This window comes from Rhizobium sp. NZLR8 (genome assembly GCF_019685025.1).
Lineage (GTDB): Bacteria > Pseudomonadota > Alphaproteobacteria > Rhizobiales > Rhizobiaceae > Rhizobium.
The window spans coordinates 815,857-832,108 of the sequence record NZ_JABDVY010000001.1; the positions used below are offsets into that span (position 1 = coordinate 815,857).

At 61.3% G+C, this 16,252-nt stretch carries 19 protein-coding genes and 1 pseudogene; 3 read left to right on the forward strand and 17 right to left on the reverse strand.

Translation table 11 applies throughout. From position 1 onward, the window contains the following. Positions 1 to 199: 199 nt before the first annotated feature. Together HJB89_RS03970 and HJB89_RS03975 are read left to right on the forward strand one after the other, a co-directional pair. Positions 200 to 625: an Hsp20 family protein gene (locus tag HJB89_RS03970; RefSeq protein ID WP_207582636.1), complete on the forward strand. Its 426-nt coding sequence runs from the start codon at positions 200 to 202 to the stop codon at positions 623 to 625. A 47-nt stretch (positions 626 to 672) separates the two neighbouring features. After that, positions 673 to 930: a DUF1150 family protein gene (locus HJB89_RS03975; RefSeq protein WP_164006271.1), complete on the forward strand. Its 258-nt coding sequence runs from the start codon at positions 673 to 675 to the stop codon at positions 928 to 930. Between the two features lie 186 nt (positions 931 to 1,116). Here the strand turns inward: HJB89_RS03975 and HJB89_RS03980 are convergent, their stop codons facing one another. The 16 genes from HJB89_RS03980 to HJB89_RS04055 form a co-directional block, all read right to left on the reverse strand. Further along, positions 1,117 to 1,818, reverse strand: a complete 702-nt coding sequence (locus HJB89_RS03980) for a tRNA (guanosine(46)-N(7))-methyltransferase TrmB (protein WP_207582637.1) — start codon at positions 1,816 to 1,818, stop codon at positions 1,117 to 1,119. Positions 1,819 to 1,826: 8 nt separating this feature from the next. After that, complete coding sequence (metK, locus tag HJB89_RS03985; protein ID WP_207582638.1) at positions 1,827 to 3,065, reverse strand: methionine adenosyltransferase; 1,239 nt, start codon at positions 3,063 to 3,065, stop codon at positions 1,827 to 1,829. A gap of 177 nt (positions 3,066 to 3,242) precedes the next feature. Beyond that, positions 3,243 to 3,656: a helix-turn-helix domain-containing protein gene (locus HJB89_RS03990; protein ID WP_207582639.1), complete on the reverse strand. Its 414-nt coding sequence runs from the start codon at positions 3,654 to 3,656 to the stop codon at positions 3,243 to 3,245. Positions 3,657 to 3,805: 149 nt separating this feature from the next. After that, a complete protein-coding gene (gene lnt, locus HJB89_RS03995; RefSeq protein WP_221148986.1) occupies positions 3,806 to 5,410 on the reverse strand; it encodes an apolipoprotein N-acyltransferase in 1,605 nt (534 codons plus the stop codon). A gap of 230 nt (positions 5,411 to 5,640) precedes the next feature. Next, on the reverse strand, positions 5,641 to 6,789 hold the full coding sequence (locus tag HJB89_RS04000; protein ID WP_207582641.1) for a hemolysin family protein: 1,149 nt from the start codon (positions 6,787 to 6,789) through the stop codon (positions 5,641 to 5,643). Continuing rightward, the gene (gene ybeY, locus HJB89_RS04005; RefSeq protein WP_207582642.1) at positions 6,786 to 7,301 is read right to left on the reverse strand and encodes an rRNA maturation RNase YbeY; all 516 of its coding nucleotides are present in this window, start codon (positions 7,299 to 7,301) and stop codon (positions 6,786 to 6,788) included. The genes HJB89_RS04000 and ybeY overlap by 4 nt, the downstream gene beginning before the upstream one ends. Beyond that, positions 7,301 to 8,356: a PhoH family protein gene (locus HJB89_RS04010; protein WP_221116718.1), complete on the reverse strand. Its 1,056-nt coding sequence runs from the start codon at positions 8,354 to 8,356 to the stop codon at positions 7,301 to 7,303. The genes ybeY and HJB89_RS04010 overlap by 1 nt, the downstream gene beginning before the upstream one ends. A gap of 18 nt (positions 8,357 to 8,374) precedes the next feature. Continuing rightward, entirely contained in the window at positions 8,375 to 9,784 is a 1,410-nt protein-coding gene (miaB, locus tag HJB89_RS04015; protein WP_207582643.1) for a tRNA (N6-isopentenyl adenosine(37)-C2)-methylthiotransferase MiaB, read from the reverse strand. A 49-nt stretch (positions 9,785 to 9,833) separates the two neighbouring features. After that, positions 9,834 to 10,631 (reverse strand): 1-acyl-sn-glycerol-3-phosphate acyltransferase, encoded by a 798-nt coding sequence (locus tag HJB89_RS04020; protein ID WP_207582644.1) that lies wholly within the window; start codon positions 10,629 to 10,631, stop codon positions 9,834 to 9,836. 27 nt (positions 10,632 to 10,658) lie between these two features. Next, positions 10,659 to 11,087 carry a Fur family transcriptional regulator gene (locus HJB89_RS04025; protein ID WP_007633774.1) on the reverse strand — a complete coding sequence of 143 codons (429 nt, stop codon included), beginning with the start codon at positions 11,085 to 11,087 and terminating at the stop codon, positions 10,659 to 10,661. Positions 11,088 to 11,168: 81 nt separating this feature from the next. Further along, positions 11,169 to 11,663 carry an N-acetyltransferase gene (locus HJB89_RS04030; protein WP_207582645.1) on the reverse strand — a complete coding sequence of 165 codons (495 nt, stop codon included), beginning with the start codon at positions 11,661 to 11,663 and terminating at the stop codon, positions 11,169 to 11,171. Between the two features lie 2 nt (positions 11,664 to 11,665). Further along, positions 11,666 to 12,328, reverse strand: a complete 663-nt coding sequence (gene tsaB, locus HJB89_RS04035; RefSeq protein ID WP_221149006.1) for a tRNA (adenosine(37)-N6)-threonylcarbamoyltransferase complex dimerization subunit type 1 TsaB — start codon at positions 12,326 to 12,328, stop codon at positions 11,666 to 11,668. Positions 12,329 to 12,415: 87 nt separating this feature from the next. Continuing rightward, complete coding sequence (locus HJB89_RS04040) at positions 12,416 to 12,982, reverse strand: NifU family protein (RefSeq protein WP_207582647.1); 567 nt, start codon at positions 12,980 to 12,982, stop codon at positions 12,416 to 12,418. 106 nt (positions 12,983 to 13,088) lie between these two features. Beyond that, positions 13,089 to 13,580, reverse strand: coding sequence for a universal stress protein (locus tag HJB89_RS04045; RefSeq protein ID WP_164006283.1), 492 nt, complete (start codon positions 13,578 to 13,580; stop codon positions 13,089 to 13,091). Between the two features lie 132 nt (positions 13,581 to 13,712). Next, on the reverse strand, positions 13,713 to 14,777 hold the full coding sequence (gene trpS, locus HJB89_RS04050; RefSeq protein WP_207582648.1) for a tryptophan--tRNA ligase: 1,065 nt from the start codon (positions 14,775 to 14,777) through the stop codon (positions 13,713 to 13,715). Positions 14,778 to 14,899: 122 nt separating this feature from the next. Further along, positions 14,900 to 15,310: a VOC family protein gene (locus HJB89_RS04055; protein ID WP_207582649.1), complete on the reverse strand. Its 411-nt coding sequence runs from the start codon at positions 15,308 to 15,310 to the stop codon at positions 14,900 to 14,902. A 188-nt stretch (positions 15,311 to 15,498) separates the two neighbouring features. Here HJB89_RS04055 and HJB89_RS04060 point away from each other — a divergent pair, with 188 nt between their 5' ends. Further along, the gene (locus HJB89_RS04060) at positions 15,499 to 15,927 is read left to right on the forward strand and encodes a D-Ala-D-Ala carboxypeptidase family metallohydrolase (protein ID WP_207582650.1); all 429 of its coding nucleotides are present in this window, start codon (positions 15,499 to 15,501) and stop codon (positions 15,925 to 15,927) included. A gap of 222 nt (positions 15,928 to 16,149) precedes the next feature. Here the strand turns inward: HJB89_RS04060 and HJB89_RS04065 are convergent. Beyond that, positions 16,150 to 16,252 (reverse strand): annotated as a pseudogene (locus HJB89_RS04065) (IS110 family transposase); the annotation flags it as partial.

The window sequence follows — 16,252 nt, forward strand, 5'->3', positions numbered from 1 at the left end:
ACATTCCGCGCCGGCACGTTTTGATGCGAGGCAGCAGGCGCTTTGTCAAGCAGCCGACCGCCACCACCTTAAAATTGAGGGATGGGGCAGGGACGTCGCCTGCGTCTTGCAGCGCCGGAGTGCTGTCCCCATATTAGTAGCATCCGGATGCTGCCCTTAAGGTCCGGGATGGTCGCTTGCATCAAGGACTTGAAAAGAAATGAGCCGCATTACCCCTTTCGCCAGCCCGCTGCTTCTGGGCTTCGATGCCATGGAAAAGACGCTGGAGCGCATTTCCAAGGCGAGCGACGGATATCCGCCCTATAATATCGAACGCATCGGCGCCGATAGCGGCGCGCCGGAACGTCTGCGCATTACGCTGGCGGTGGCCGGTTTCGGCGAGGAGGAACTCGATGTCTCCATCGAGGAGAACCAGCTTCTGATCCGCGGCCGCCAGGTGGAGCAGGGTGAACGGGATTATCTCTATCGCGGCATCGCCGCCCGCCAGTTCCAGCGCACCTTCGTTCTTGCCGACGGCATGCAGGTGCTTGGAGCCGGCCTGAAGAACGGTCTGCTCTCCGTCGATCTAATTCGTCCGGAACCCGCGCGCATGGTCAAGAAAATTAACATTTCGGTCTCAGAGTAGCACAACGGTTTGTCGAACCGTTGGTCCCTTCTTCCGGAGGAACAGGAATGTTGATGAAAGAAGCCACGTCTCACTTGACCAAATCCGAGCTTGCCCACATCGGCAGCGGCGAGGTCGCCTATATCAGAAAAATGCGTACCGATGAGGTCGCCAAGTGCTTTCCCGAGGCGCCGGATATCGATCCGAACGTCGACCTCTGGGCGCTCTTCGGCGCCGACGGCACGCCCATCCTTCTGACGGACAATCGCTCCAGCACCTTCTTCAAGGCTGCCGAGGACGAACTGAAGACGGTCAGCCTGCACTGACCGTCGAATGCAGTCTGTCGCGTTTCACCGCTCTTGCGGTGCATGCTCATGCTATTCGATTTGGATGCGCTCGCGGCGGATGCCGCGACATGGGCGCGGTGCCTCGTTAGACGTTTTTTCCGTATTCGATGAGGTGGAAAGGCCGGCAGATCTCTGCTGCGACCTGTCGTTAGATCTTGTTGGCCCTCAGATCTTCCCGAATGTCAGATAGGCCGAAGAGCGGCCCTCGCGCCGTGCCTTGGCCTCGTAGCGCGTGCTCGGCCAGCCCTCGTAGGGTGTCAGCCAATCCGCAGCATTGTCGGCCATCCAGTCGAAGCCGCCATGGTCGCGGCATTTGATCAGCGTCCAGTTCACATAGGTGTCGATGTCGGAGGCAAAGCAGAACAGGCCGCCGGGCTTCAGCACGCGATGAAAGCGGTCGAGATTGGTCTTCGAGACGAAGCGGCGTTTCCAGTGCTTCCGCTTCGGCCAGGGGTCGGGATAGAGCAGATCGATCTGATCGAGCGAAGCGGCCGGCAGCCAGTCGAGCAGCTGCGTCGCGTCGTCATTATAGACGCGAATATTGCGCGCACCGGTTTCGCCGATGCGCGACAACAGCTTCTGCATGGAATTGACGAAGGGCTCGACGCCGATGAAGCCGGTCGAAGGTGTCTCGAGGGCGCGGTGGATCAGGTGTTCGCCGCCGCCGAAACCGATTTCCAGCCGCAATCTCTCGACCGGAGCCGGGAAGAGGGAAGTCAGCGGCCCCAGTGGAGCCGCTGAAAGATCGATAAGGAATGCCGGCAGCAGACTGTTCAGCGTCTCGGCCTGCTGTTCGCGCAGGGCCTTGCCCTTGCGGCGACCGAAGAAGGCTTCCGTCGCCCGGCCGCGGCGTTCCATATCCGTCATGCTTTATCTCAGGCCTTCACGCTTTCCTTGAGCGCCTTCACGAGGTCGGTGCGCTCCCAGGAGAACGAGCCGTCGCGGCCGGCCTTGCGGCCGAAATGGCCGTAGGCAGAGGTCTTCGCATAGATCGGCTTGTTGAGGTCGAGATGGCGGCGGATGCCGGAGGGAGACAGGTCCATGTTCTTGCGGATCGCCGCTTCGACCTGATCTTCGCTGAACTTGCCGGTGCCGTGCAGGTCGACATAGATCGACAGCGGCTGGGCGACGCCGATCGCGTAGGAGATCTGGATCGTGCAGCGGTCGGCAAGGCCGGCGGCGACGACGTTCTTGGCGAGGTAGCGGGCGGCATAGGCAGCCGAACGGTCGACCTTCGTCGTGTCCTTGCCGGAGAACGCACCGCCGCCATGCGGAGCCGCACCGCCGTAGGTGTCGACGATGATCTTGCGGCCGGTGAGGCCCGCATCGCCGTCCGGCCCGCCGATGACGAACTTGCCGGTCGGGTTGATGTACCAATTGCAATCGTCAGCGATCTTCAGTTCGCCGAGCGCTTCGCGGATATAGGGCTCGACGACGGCGCGGACCTTGTTCGAATCCCAGCTTTCGTCGAGATGCTGGGTCGAAAGCACGATCGAGGTTGCTTCCGACGGCTTGCCGTCGACGTAGCGCACGGTCACCTGGCTCTTGGCGTCGGGACCGAGCTTGGCGACTTCGCCGTCGCCCTTCTTGCGGGCAGTTGCCAGCAGCTGCAGGATCTTGTGGGAATAATAGATCGGCGCCGGCATCAGGTCCGGCGTTTCGCGGCAGGCGTAACCGAACATGATGCCCTGGTCGCCGGCGCCCTCGTCGCCCTGCTGGTCGGCGGCGCTGTCGACGCCCTGCGCGATGTCGGCCGACTGCGAGTGCAGCAGCACGTCGATCTTTGCCTTCTTCCAGTGGAAGCCGTCCTGCTCGTAGCCGATATCCTTGATGGCGCGGCGGGCGGCGGCCTTGAACTTCGAAGGATTGATGACGTCCTTGCCATGCTTGTCCTTCTTCATCAGGCTCGGCGGCAGGCGGACTTCACCGGCGATGACGACGCGGTTGGTCGTCGCCAGCGTTTCGCAGGCAATGCGAACGCCCCACGGATTGACGCCGGTCTTGGCCGCTTCGCGGTAGACCAGATCGACGATCTCGTCGGAGATGCGGTCACAAACCTTGTCCGGATGACCTTCGGCAACAGATTCGCTGGTAAAGAGATAATTCGCGCGCATTCCGGGATTCCCCTCAAAGAACAAAAGCTCGCTAGTAGGTACTCAGTTCGAGACCCGATGACAAGCGCAGAAGGACATAAATATATCTTTATATCTGCGGCAAAGTGACAAATTTTGCCCCAAAAACGCAAAAAAGCGGCCTTTCGGCCGCCTTTCGAATTCTGCGATGGAGCTGGCTCAGTCGGAGTCGGCCTCAGCGGCCAATGCCTTCACCAGCTCCACGACCTTGCGGCGAACCTTGGGATCGGAAATCTTGACGAAGGCGCGGTTGAGCTGCAGGCCTTCCGAGGAAGAGAGGAAATCGACGACGTAATTCGAGCTGGAAGTTTCCATCCCGCCGGCGCCGGAATTTTCGCCGGGCGCGTCCTCGAAGAAAAAGGAAACCGGGACATTGAGGATGTTCGAGATATTCTGCAGACGGCTTGCGCCGACGCGGTTGGTGCCCTTTTCGTATTTCTGGATCTGCTGAAAGGTAATGCCGAGGCTTTCCCCGAGTTTTTCCTGGCTCATGCCCAGCATTGTTCGGCGAAGGCGAATACGGCTGCCAACGTGGATGTCGATCGGATTAGGCTTCTTTTTGTTTTCAATCATGGTCGTGCCCTAGCTAAGAATTTCAACCTGTTTCTAACCGGCATGCCCCTGATCCATCCCAAACGCCACGTTGCAAGCGGTGAGAACCACCTTTGCACATCCATTCAGAACGCCGATTGTCATCACTATGCAATTTTAGGGGTTTTTGGTCAATTCAGCCCGGAAATAAAACCTCTACGAGAAACCAGCGCAATCAAAATGAGCAGCGCCTCGGTCAACCAGAAGTGTGTTTGCAGGGGGAATGTCGTTCCAGCCTCTCCGCCGAACCTATCAAGAGTTGCATCAATAAAGCCGATTTCCTCGAGACCGAGGCCCGCAATTATTTCCCCATGTGCATTCACAATTGCTGAAATGCCGCTATTGGCGTCGCGAATCAGCGGCAGCCCGGTTTCGACCGCCCGCACTCGCGCCTGCTGGAAGTGCTGATAGGGGCCGGGTGTCGCACCGAACCAGGCATCATTGGTGATGTTGAGGATCGCATTGGCGTCTTTGATGTCGCCGGTCATTTCATCGGGGAAAATGATCTCGTAGCAGATCAGCGGATAGAGATTGAGCCCGCCGGGCAGCGCCAGCAGGTGGCGGCTGGCAGCCGCCGAAAACCCGCCCGGCATCTCGACGACGTTCTGGATGCCAAATTCGGTGAGCAGGTCCTCGAAGGGCAGGTATTCGCCGAAAGGCACCAGATGCACCTTGTCGGAGGCAGCGATGATCTGACCGCGGCCGTCGATGACATAGATGGAATTATAGTAGCGTGTCGGCGTGCCCGGTCCCATTTCCTCGGCGCGGACGGCGCCGGCGATCAGGATCTGGTTGTCGTCGAGCGTATCGGCGATCCGCATCAGCGCATCCTGGTTGTCGGTGAGGATGAAAGGGATCGAGGTTTCCGGCCAGACGATGATATCGGGCTTCCGTCCGCCATTCTTCGGCGCTTCGGCCGACAGCTTCAGATGGGTCTCGAAGATCGCATTGCGGTCGGCGTCGTTGTCCATCTTCTCCGCCTGATCGATGGCAGGTTGCACCAACCGCACCACCGGCCGCTTGTCCTCGGGCAAGGCGTCGGGCCGCGGTGCGAGATAGAGGGCATAAGCGCCATAACCGAGATGGGCGGCAAACAGCAGGGCGGCGAGCGCGATGCCGCCGCGCGCGCCTTGCCGCGTGCCGGCAAGGGCAGGCGCGGAAAAAATGAAGACGGCAAGTGCCGTCACCCCCATCACCCCGATCACATGCGCCGACTGCATCATCAGCGGAACGGGCATCATGCCGTAGCCGATGGCGTTCCAGGGAAAGCCGGTCAGGATGACGCTTCGAAGCCATTCCATCAGCCCGAAGCCGGCCGCAAGTGCGGCGATCCGTCCCATCCCATCAGACCAGAAGATGCGGGCAATGGCGGCTGCCAGCCCGTAGAAAATCGAAAGACAGGCCGGCAACCCGAGAATTGCCAAGGGCAACGCCCAGGCGAACTCCTCCTGATCGACCAGCAGCGCATGGCCGAGCCACCAGAGACCAGCGACGAAATAACCGAAGCCGAACAGCCAGCCGGTGGCAAAGGCCGGCCACAGTCTGCCGACCAGGCCGCTTTCAGGCGCCGCCGCCGCCCCGTCGATCAGCCAGACGAGCAGGGTGAAGGAGAGGAACATTGCCGCAAAAAAGCCGAAAGGCGGCAGCGCCAGCACGGCGAATGCTCCGGCGGCGATGGCCAGCAGCGACCGTTTGAACCCCCAGACGAGGATAACCCTGTCCGCAAGCCGCTCCATGCGCACTCCCATCAAACCGCGAATCAACCCATTCGCAGTCTTTCAAAAAAGCGGCTCTTTGTCCTGCTAGAGCATGATGCCGAAAAGTGTGAGCGGTTTTCGGACGACATCATGCTCTAACTCTTTAATTGAGAACAGATCGCCCGGAAGTGTGCAGCGGTTCCGGGATAGCGACATGCATAAAAAACAGCTGAAGCGCGTCACAGCAATCAAACTGAATGCTACGCGCTTTAGTTGGCGGTCGATTCCGCCGACCGGTCGTCGCCGACGTCGGAGCCGGGCGCGATGTCGCCATCGACTTTGGCGCGGCGGCGGATCGCGTGGCGCTTGCGGGTGATGCGCAGCCGCTTGATGCGGCGCGGATCGGCGTCGAGGATGTGGAATTCGAAGCCGGGCAGCGCCTGGACGACCTCGCCGCGCACCGGGATGCGGCCGAGCGCGGAGAAGATCAGGCCGCCCAGCGTATCGACCTCGTCGACCTGCTCGCTGATGTCGAAATCCGGCCCGATCGCTGCGGCGATCTCTTCCAGTTCGACGCGGGCGTCGGCGATGAAGACGTCTTCGGCGACCCGCTTGAACATCACCTCTTCGTCGTCATGTTCGTCGTCGATGTCGCCGACCACCATTTCGACGATGTCCTCATGCGAGGCGAGCCCGTCGGTGCCGCCATATTCGTCGATGACGAGCGCCATCTGCGTGCGGTTCACCTGCATGCGGCGCAACAGGTCGGATGCCAGCATCGACGGCGGCACGAACAGGATCTTGCGGATGATGCCGGCTTCCGTCAGCGTCTTCTGCAAGTCGACGCGGGCGAGGTCCAAATTGGGCTTGGCCAGACGCGTGGTCTTCTGGATGTTTTCGGGCGCAACCTCGATCGCCGGCAGCGCCGGCAGGCTAGCGGCCGGTTTCGTCGGGCCGCGGCGCTTGTTGCGCGCCTGCTTGGCGACATAAGAGAGCAGGTCGCGGATATGCACCATGCCGCGCGGATCGTCGAGCGTATCGGCATAGACGGGCATGCGCGAGCGGCCGGATTCCTCAAACAGGATCATCAGTTCGCCGATGGTGATGTTCTGATCGACCGCCTCGATATCGGCGCGCGGCACCATCACGTCGGCGACGCGCACCTCACGAAAGCGCAGGATGTTGTGCAGCATTGCCCGTTCGTCGGGCGAAAAGGCATCGTCGCCGTGCGCATCGGTCATCAGCGCGTCGGCAAGATCCTCACGCAGCGAGCCCTGCTGCGGACGGAGGATGCGCGCGGCGCGCGACCAGAAGGATTGGGATCGGCCGGATGGCCGACTACTGCCTGCCTCGTCCGAAGAGGAGGATGGCTCGGAGTCCTTGGCGTCTGCCGCCGGCTTCGTCGTAAAGTCGCTCATGGTTCCATTTTAAGGTCTTGACCCTCGTAGGGATCAGATAGGCCGAGCTGCGCCAAAATGCGAGTCTCCAGCCCCTCCATAATTTCGGCTTCGGCACTATTCATATGGTCGTAGCCGAGAAGATGCAAGAAACCGTGCACCAGAAGGTGGGTCAGGTGGTCGTCGAAACTCTTTTCGAGCTCGCCGGCTTCCCGCTCCACCGTCTCCCGAGCGACGATGATGTCGCCGAGCATCGGACCGGGCATCTTGCCGGGCTGAACCGGAAAGGCCGGAAAGGACAGCACATTGGTCGCCTTGTCCTTGCCGCGCCATTCGGCGTTGATGTCCTGGATCGAGGCGTCGTCGGTGAAAACAAGCGAAACCTCGGGCGGCATCGTCGGGAACGGTTGCTTCTCGCTGTCGCGGAGATAGACCACGGCTGCGCCGAGCACGCGTTCGCAAAACGACAGCAGCGTCTCCTCGCCCGGCCAGCCGATGTCCTCGACGCTGATCTGGATGTCGAGTTCGGCCATCAGTCCTGCCGGCTGACTGCTTCGGTTTCGACGGCATAGGTCGAATCATAGGCCCTGACGATGCGCCCGACCAGCGGATGGCGGACGACGTCGGTATCCTTGAAGCGCACGATCGAGATGCCCTCGACGCCGTTCAGTAGCTGCAGCGCCTCGACGAGACCGGATTTGACGCCGCGCGGCAGGTCGATCTGGCTCGGGTCGCCGGTGATGATCATCCGGGCATTTTCGCCGAGACGCGTCAGGAACATCTTCATCTGCATCGATGTCGTGTTCTGCGCCTCGTCGAGGATGATGGCGGCGTTGGCAAGGGTGCGGCCGCGCATGAAGGCGAGCGGCGCGATTTCGATGACGCCGGCGGTGATCGCCCGATCGACCTTGTCGGCGGGGATCATGTCGTAGAGTGCGTCATAGAGCGGGCGAAGATAGGGGTCGACCTTTTCCTTCATGTCGCCGGGCAGGAAGCCGAGGCGCTCGCCCGCTTCGACGGCAGGGCGCGACAGGATAATTTTTTCGACGGCGCCGCGCTCCAGCAACTGGGCGGCATGGGCGACGGCGAGATAGGTCTTGCCGGTGCCGGCCGGGCCGACGCCGAAGACCATTTCGGCGCGTTCCAGCGCCCTGATATAGGCGTCCTGCGTCGGCGTGCGGGCGATGATCGTCTTCTTGCGGGTGGAAACCTGTGCCATCGTCAACTTGGCCTTGCGCTCCATTGTGGGAAGGCTGAGCTGATCGTCGGCGGCGACCGCCATGCGGATTGCGCCCTCGACGTCGGATCGTTCCACGCTGCCGCCTTTCTGAAGTTTTTCGTAGAGATAGTCGAGCGTGCGCCGCGCCTGGTTGGTGGTCACGACATCGCCGGTGATAACGACCGAATTGCCGCGCGCCCGAGCATCGATGTTGAGCCGTTCCTCGAGTAGCTTGAGGTTCTGGTCGAATTGACCGAAGAGTTCGCTGGCGAAGCGATTGTTCTCGAACGTCAGGACAAAGTGATTGGAGTCGCTTGGCGTGCGGGGGGGGTGGCGCGGTGAAGAAGAAACCAATTCTTGTCCGTTCAAGCGGTCAGGCTCCTTGGGTTAAACCGCAGCCTCTGCGCGTTCGGCAAACAGGCTGTTGGTTCCGGTTCCGGTGATTCGCACTTTAATAATGTCACCGATTTGCGATGCTTTTGCATCAACATTCACTGATTGAAGCCAGGGAGAACGGCCGATTAGCTGTTCCGGCATGCGACCGGGCTTTTCGAGCAACAGATCAATCTCTTTGCCGATGCAGGATTCGGCAAATTCCTGCTGCTGCTTCAGGAGAAGCGCTTGCAGGCGTTCCAGCCGTTCTGCCTTGATCTCTTCCGGCACCTGGTCCTTCAGCTCCGCGCCGGGCGTGCCCGGCCGTGTCGAGTATTTGAACGAGAAGGCCTGTGCATAACGGACCTCCTCCACAAGCCGGAGTGTATCCTCAAAATCGGCGTCTGTCTCCCCCGGAAAGCCGGTAATGAAATCGCCCGACAGCGCAATATCGGGCCGCACCGCGCGGATGCGCCCAATCAACGTCAGGTATTCGGCTGCCGTATGGCGCCGGTTCATCGCTTTGAGGATACGGTCGGAGCCTGATTGCACCGGCAGGTGCAGATAGGGCATCAGCGCCCCGAGGTCGCGATGGGCGTTGATCAGCCGGTCGTCCATGTCGCGCGGATGGCTTGTGGTATAACGCAGCCGCGCAAGGCCGGGGATCTCGGCAAGGCGGTAGAGCAAGTCGCCGAGGCTCCATGCCTCGCCCTGCAGCCCGGCGCCGTGCCAGGCATTGACGTTCTGCCCGAGCAGGGTGATTTCGCGCACCCCGCCTTCGACGAGCTTTTCGGCTTCCTCGACGATCTGAGAAACCGGCCGCGACACTTCCGAGCCCCGCGTATAGGGCACGACGCAGAAGGTGCAGAACTTGTCGCAGCCCTCCTGCACCGTCAGGAAGGCGGTGACGCCGCGGGCGCGGATCTTGCGGCTCTCGGGGATCGGCAGATGCTCGAACTTGTCCTCGATCGCATATTCCGTATCGACGACGCGCTGGCCCTCTTTGGCCCGGCGCAGCGCCTCCGGCAGGCGGTGGTAGGTCTGCGGGCCGATGACGACGTCGACGGCAGGCGCCCGGCGCAGGATCTCCTCGCCTTCGGCCTGGGCGACGCAGCCGGCAACGCCGATCATCATCTCCCTTCCGTCCGCTGCCTTCCTCTTTTTCATGTCGCGCAGCCGCCCGAGCGCCGAATAGACCTTCTCGGCCGCCTTTTCGCGGATATGGCAGGTGTTGAGCAGAACCAGGTCCGCCTCTTCCATGTCCTCGGTCGGCTCATAGCCATCGCGGGCGAGCGCATCGCTCATGCGCATAGAATCGTAGACGTTCATCTGGCAGCCATAGGTCTTGATGAAGACCTTGCGGCTGTTGCTGCCGTCGGCGACGATCGGCTTCGGGGCCTGGAGAAGGGCGCTGTCCTGTGTCATGGCGCGCTATTTAGTGGTTTTTGCCGTCCGAGAAAATCGAAATCTTGAGTCAGGAGATTTCCCGCCCGCGCAGGCAGCTGTTCAACAGGTTGCGGATACGCAAGGCGATCGTGCCGCTCACCTCCTTGCGATTGGTGTCGGCGCGGTAATCCACCGCCTCGCCGAAGCAAACCTCGGCGTCGATCGCGCCGCATCGCACGATATCGATCAGATGCGGCAACAGCTCGATATCCCCCGGCCAGGCGGCCAGCGGCCGATGATAGCGGCCCATGGCGATGCCGTGCACCCTGGTGTAGGCAATTGCCACCGGCTGCACCACGACGGTTCCCGTCGGTGAAGCGGGCACCGCCATCGCAGCAGCGCCGAACAGCGAGGATTTGACCTCCAGCAGCCGGTTGCCGTCGGAAGTCGTCCCTTCCGGGAAGAGCACGACGATCTCGCCGTCGGCCATTCGCCCGGCGATCTCGTTGGCCTGGTGGCCGGTCCTGCGCTTCTCCTCGCGCACGACGAAGACGCTCTTCTGCAGCTTGGCGAGCGTGCCGAAGATCGGCCAGTCGGCCACCTCGATCTTGGCAATGAAGGCGACGTCGGCAACCGCCGACATCACCATGATGTCGAGCCAGGACGAGTGGTTGGAACAGAGCATCAGCGGCCGACGCTCCTCCAGCCTGCCGGTGACACGGATGCGGACGCCGAGACAATAGCAGACGATACGGTGCCAGGCGCGCGGAAGCCTGCGGCGCAGCCGCCAGTCAAAACGCAGGGCAAGCAGCTGCAGCGGCATGAGCACGATGCTGACGGCGAGGATGACGACCGCAGCAAGCCCGATGCGCAGCCAGGCGATCAAATGCTGGTCTCCCGGGGGGCCATTGCTTCAGAGATCTTCCTTCTTCAACGGAACGCCGTAGAGCTCGAGCCGGTGGTCGACCAGCCGGAAGCCATGCTCGCGGGCAATGCGTTCCTGCAGCGCCTCGATCTCCGGCGAGCGGAATTCGATGACCGTGCCGGTCTTCAGGTCGATCAGGTGGTCGTGATGCTCTTCCGGCACCGTTTCGTAGCGCGAGCGCCCGTCGCGGAAATCGTGGCGGGCGATAATGCCGGCATCCTCGAACAGCTTCACGGTGCGATAGACGGTCGAAATCGAAATCTTCGCATCGACCTTCACCGAGCGGCGGTAGAGTTCTTCCACGTCGGGATGATCCTCGGAATCTTCGAGGATGCGCGCGATCACGCGGCGCTGCTCGGTCATGCGCATGCCGCGTTCGGTGCAAAGCTCCTCAAGGGTCTTGGCTACATCAGACATGGCCCGCCTGTAAAATATCCGTGTTTCGACAACGCCGCGCGGTGCTTGCGCCGGCCTGCATGTCATCTCGCTGCAAGGCAACTACCGAAGAACGCGCTTCATGACAAGCGCCGTGGAGAGGGCGCCATTGTCCTGCTTGTAGTAACCCTTGCGTTCGCCGACCTTTTCGAAGCCGAGCTTGCGATAGAGGCCAAGGGCCGCGGTATTGCCGTTGTCGACCTCGAGGAACATGCTCTCGCCGCCGCGTGCGCGCGCTTCCCGGATCGCCGCCTGCATCAGCCGCCAGCCGAGCCCGGAACGGGCGACTTTCGCCTGCACGGCGATCGTCAGGATCTCCGCCTCGCCGGCGACATGGCGGGCAAGGATGAAGCCGGGAAGCGGCTTTTTCAGAAAGGCATTGGTCTGGCGCGCGACGAAGCCGAACACGGTGTCCTGCATAAGCAGGCCGTGAAATTCACCATCGCCCCAGGGTCGGGCAAAGCGCTCCCCATGCAGGACGGCGACATCGCGGCAATCCTCGCGCTCCATGGCGATGATTTCGAATTCCGGCTTCAGCGTCAGGTAGGATTCCAGCATGGTCACACTCGTCGGGCGATTGCATACCCGGCCTGCGGCTTGGCGTCGGGTCCGCGCAGATAAAGGGGCTTCGGCTTTCCGGCATCCAGGGAGGCGGCAGCACCGAGGCGCGCCACGACAGAGATCGGGAAACTGTTGTTGTGATCGCCGCCGGCGCCGGCCTTCAGCAGCGGCGTCGCCGAACCGGTGATCTCGCCGTCGAAGTCTCTAGCAAAAGCCTGCGCCTCTGCAACGCTTAACGCCCGTGGCGCGTCGAGAGACGAACCGTCTGATGAAAAGGCCTGGAGGTAGATTTCGCCCCGTTTGGCGTCCATCGCTGCCAGCACGGGGCGATGAGGCGTCTTCTCGCGCTGGGCTGATGCCATGACCTCGAGCGTCGTGACGCCGACGGCCGGCACATTGAGGGAAAGCGCAAAACCCCGGGCTGCGGCAACGCCGACACGGATACCGGTAAACGAGCCGGGGCCGATGGTGACGGCAATCCGGTCGATATGAGAAAGTGCCAGCCCCGCCTGATCGAGTGCGCGATCAACGATATCGATCAGATGTTCAGCATGCCCCTTGCCGATCATGTCCGATGCCTCCCCCAGCATCGTATTCCTGCCGCTGTCGTAAACGGCGGCAGCGCAGTCTACACCTGCCGTGTCGAGCGCCAGAACAATCATGCCATCAATTTCCGAAAAATCTATTGTCGCTTGAACATAAATCCGTCTGGCCGAACGAGAGATGAACGGCCGGACGGATCCAAGCTTTTAAGCGGCAATCACTTCCTGCACTTCCGGGACGAAATGGCGCAGCAGGTTCTGGACGCCGTGCTTCAGCGTTGCCGTTGAAGACGGGCAGCCGGCGCAGGAACCCTTCATGTTCAGATAGACCTTGCCGTCCTTGAAGCCGCGGAAGGTGATGTCGCCGCCGTCTTGGGCAACGGCGGGGCGCACGCGGGTCTCCAGAAGCTCCTTGATGGTCAGCACGATCGATTCATCGCCCTCGTCGAAGAATTCGTCGCCGGCATCGACGTCTTCCGAAAGCATGGAGGCATCGCCCATGACCGGCTTGCCGGACATGAAATGCTCCATGATCGAGCCTAATATAGCCGGCTTAAGATGCTGCCATTCGGCATCATCCTTGGAGACGGAAATAAAATCATAGCCGAAATAGACGCCGGTGACGCCGGGGATTTCGAACAGGCGGGCGGCGAGCGGCGAAGCCTCAGCCTCCTCGGCGCTGCGGAACTCGGCCGTGCCGTTTTCCATCACCACCTTGCCCGGCAGGAACTTCTGCGTGGCGGGGTTCGGCGTGGCTTCGGTCTGAATGAACATCTGGGTCTCCATGCGGCTGGCCCATGGCTTCGCCGTCTTTAGAATTCTTCAAAAGAAGATAAGCCCATTGCCGGTTCCATTCAAGAGATTTTTACTCAAGAAATTGTCAGCAGAGGGCGTCGATTTCCTCGTTGGTTAGCGTATCCGGCAACACGGTTACCGGGATCGGAAACGCCGCCGCGCGGCCGGCAACCGACGAAACCAGCGGTCCCGGACCTTCCTTCGCCGAACCGGCAGCCAGAACCAGGATCGCCACATCGCGGTCTTCCTCGATCACGGCGTTGATCTGTTCGGCCGCACTGCCCTCACGGATGACGACCTCAGGCTCGATGCCGATCGTCTCGCGCACGATCTGGGCGATCTTGGCAACGACCGCTTCGGCCTCTTCACGGGCTTCCGCCCGCATGATCGCCTCGACGCCGAGCCATTGCTGAAAATCCCCGTCGGGGATGACATAGAGCAGCACCAGCCCGCCATTGGAATTCTTAGCGCGCCGGCCGGCATAATGAACGGCGCGCTGGCATTCGGGTGTACCGTCGATCACCGCCATGAATTTGCGTCGATGACCTTCGAGCCGTGAGAGTCGCTTCGATACCATGGCGCGGACTCTGACACCCGAAGCGGAAAATTTGCAAGCCCAGTTTTTCCTCTTCTCCCCCCGGCAGAATGTTCCCTTCTCCCCAGACGAAGGTCCCCTTCGCCCCTGGGTGGGGAGAAGAACAGATCACCCTCAGTAGAGGAAGCCGATGACGTCGCGGACCTGGCTCATCGTCACCTCGGCGCGGGCCCTGGCGCGTTCGCCGCCCTTGCGCAGGATCGCGTCGATATGGCTGGTGTCGTCCATCAGCCGGCGCATCTCGCCGGTGATCGGCGCCATCACATGGATGGCGAGATCGACCAGTGCCGGCTTGAAGACGGAGAACTGCTGGCCGCCGAATTCGGCAAGCACGTCGGCCTTCGACTTGTCGGCAAGGGCCGCATAGATTGCTACCAGATTGTCGGCTTCCGGGCGGCCCTGCAGCCCGTCGATCTCGCTCGGCAGGCCGTCCGGATCGGTCTTTGCCTTGCGGATCTTCTTCGAGATCGCGTCCTCGTCGTCCATCAGGTTGATGCGGGAGAGGTCGGAAGGGTCGGATTTCGACATTTTCTTGGTGCCGTCACGCAGCGACATGACGCGCGGCGCCGGCCCGCCGATCAGCGGTTCGACCATCGGGAAATAGGCATGCACCGGCTCGTTGCCGACGGTGATGTCGACCCCATAACCGGTCCTGCTGATATGCTCGGCATAATCGAGGTTGAACTTCATCGCGATGTCGCGGGCAAGCTCCAGATGCTGCTTTTGATCCTCACCGACAGGCACATGGGTGGCGCGATAGACGAGAATGTCGGCGGCCATCAGGCTAGGATAGGCGTAGAGACCGAGCGAAGCCTGTTCGCGATCCTTGCCGGCCTTGTCCTTGAATTGCGTCATGCGGTTCATCCAGCCGATGCGGGCGACGCAATTGAAGATCCAGGCAAGTTCGGCATGCTGCGGCACGGCCGACTGGTTGAAGACGATATGCTTTTCCGGATCGATGCCGGCGGCGATGAAGGCGGCGGCGATCGAGCGCGTCTGGCTCGGCATGTCCTCATGCACGAGCTGGGCGGTGAGCGCATGCATGTCGACGACGCAGTAGATGCAGTCATTGCCGTCCTGCAGCGCCACGAACCGCCGGATGGCGCCGAGATAATTGCCGAGATGCAGATTGCCGGTCGGCTGCACGCCGGAGAATACGAGTTTCTTGAATTCGCTCATGTCGTCCTCAATAGGCTGGTGGAGGGCCCACAGCTTTTAGATGGCTGCATTTGCAACAGGGCTTTCGCCCGTGTTGCTAACGCCGCGGCTTATGCACGGGCAACCGGCCGCAATCAAGGGGTTCAGCCTGCGGCATGCTGGATCAGATCGAAGCTGTTGCCGTAGGGATCGGCAAACACCGCAACCGTGCCGTAGACCTCATGTCGCGGCTCTTCCAGAAAGCGCACGCCGGCCGCAAGCAGTGCGGCATGGTCGCGGGCAAAATCGTCGGTCTTCAGAAAGAAGCCGACACGGCCGCCGGTCTGATTGCCGATCGCCGCGCGCTGCGTCGCATCTGCCGCCTGCGCCAGCAGAAACGCGGCTCCATCTCCAACCATGGCCCCACCCTTCGGCTTCACCACCACCCAGCGCTTTCCCTCCAGCTGCGTCTCGTCCTGCAGGCAGTCGAAACCGAGGCAATCGCAATAGAAAGCCTTGGCGCGGTCGTAGTCGTCGACGACGAGGGTGACGAGGAAAAGCGACTGGATCGTCATGTTATATCTCCCGATTGAGACGTTTATTCCAATTTGGATCGGCGATATCCACGGTTTTAAGCCAAAATGATCAAGCTGATTACTCATAATTGAGTATAAAATTTCACAGAAAAGCTTTTATTGAAATGAAAATCCTCTACCGCGCAGTAGCGGCCCAATGGTCGCCGCGTCAACCGCCCGGAGGGACCATGCAGAACGCCAGTTTGCTCGCCATGGCAGGCCTTTTCGCCCTACAATCAGCAACCAACGCCGTCGGTCAAGACAGCAAACGACCGGTCCTCCATCTTCCCAGCCAGGATGCACGCCTCGCCTATACGGTCCAGACCGTCAGTGTTCGTGCCGGTTGTTTTCCCGAGCGTCTTCGGGCGGTCCTGTCGCATATCGCCGCAAAAACCGGGCGCCGGCCAATGATCACCTCCGGCCTCCGGCCGCATCCCAGCCGCCATGGATCCCTGCACGGAAAATGCCTGGCGGCCGATATCAGAATGCCGGGCCTCTCGGAGCGCATCATCATCGCGGCCGCCAGAAGTGCGCCTGGCATTGGCGGCATCGGCACCTATTGCAACGGTATCGTTCATGTCGACGTCGGACCGCAGCGGCGATGGGTCGATTGTTAAGGCAGGTGCTGCTCGGCCTTGTGCAATGGTTGTCCGGGTTTTGCCCTCAAGATTGCCCCTCACCCTAACCCGACCAGGGCCGAGCCAACGGTCTCGACCCGTCCTTCGGACCCCCGTGAAAAACGGGGAGAGGGGACGTGCCCCGCGAGAGGTTAGTGGGGACGGAGAGGTCGCTGCACATACCCGTCGCCCCGTTGACGGGGAGAGCGACTGTCTTATTTGTCAAGCGTTTTGCCATGGTCGTCCGTCCCTGATGATGGCATTGAGGATGGTGAGCAGCTTGCGCATAGTTGCGACGGTTGCGACGATCTTGGGCTTGCCGGCC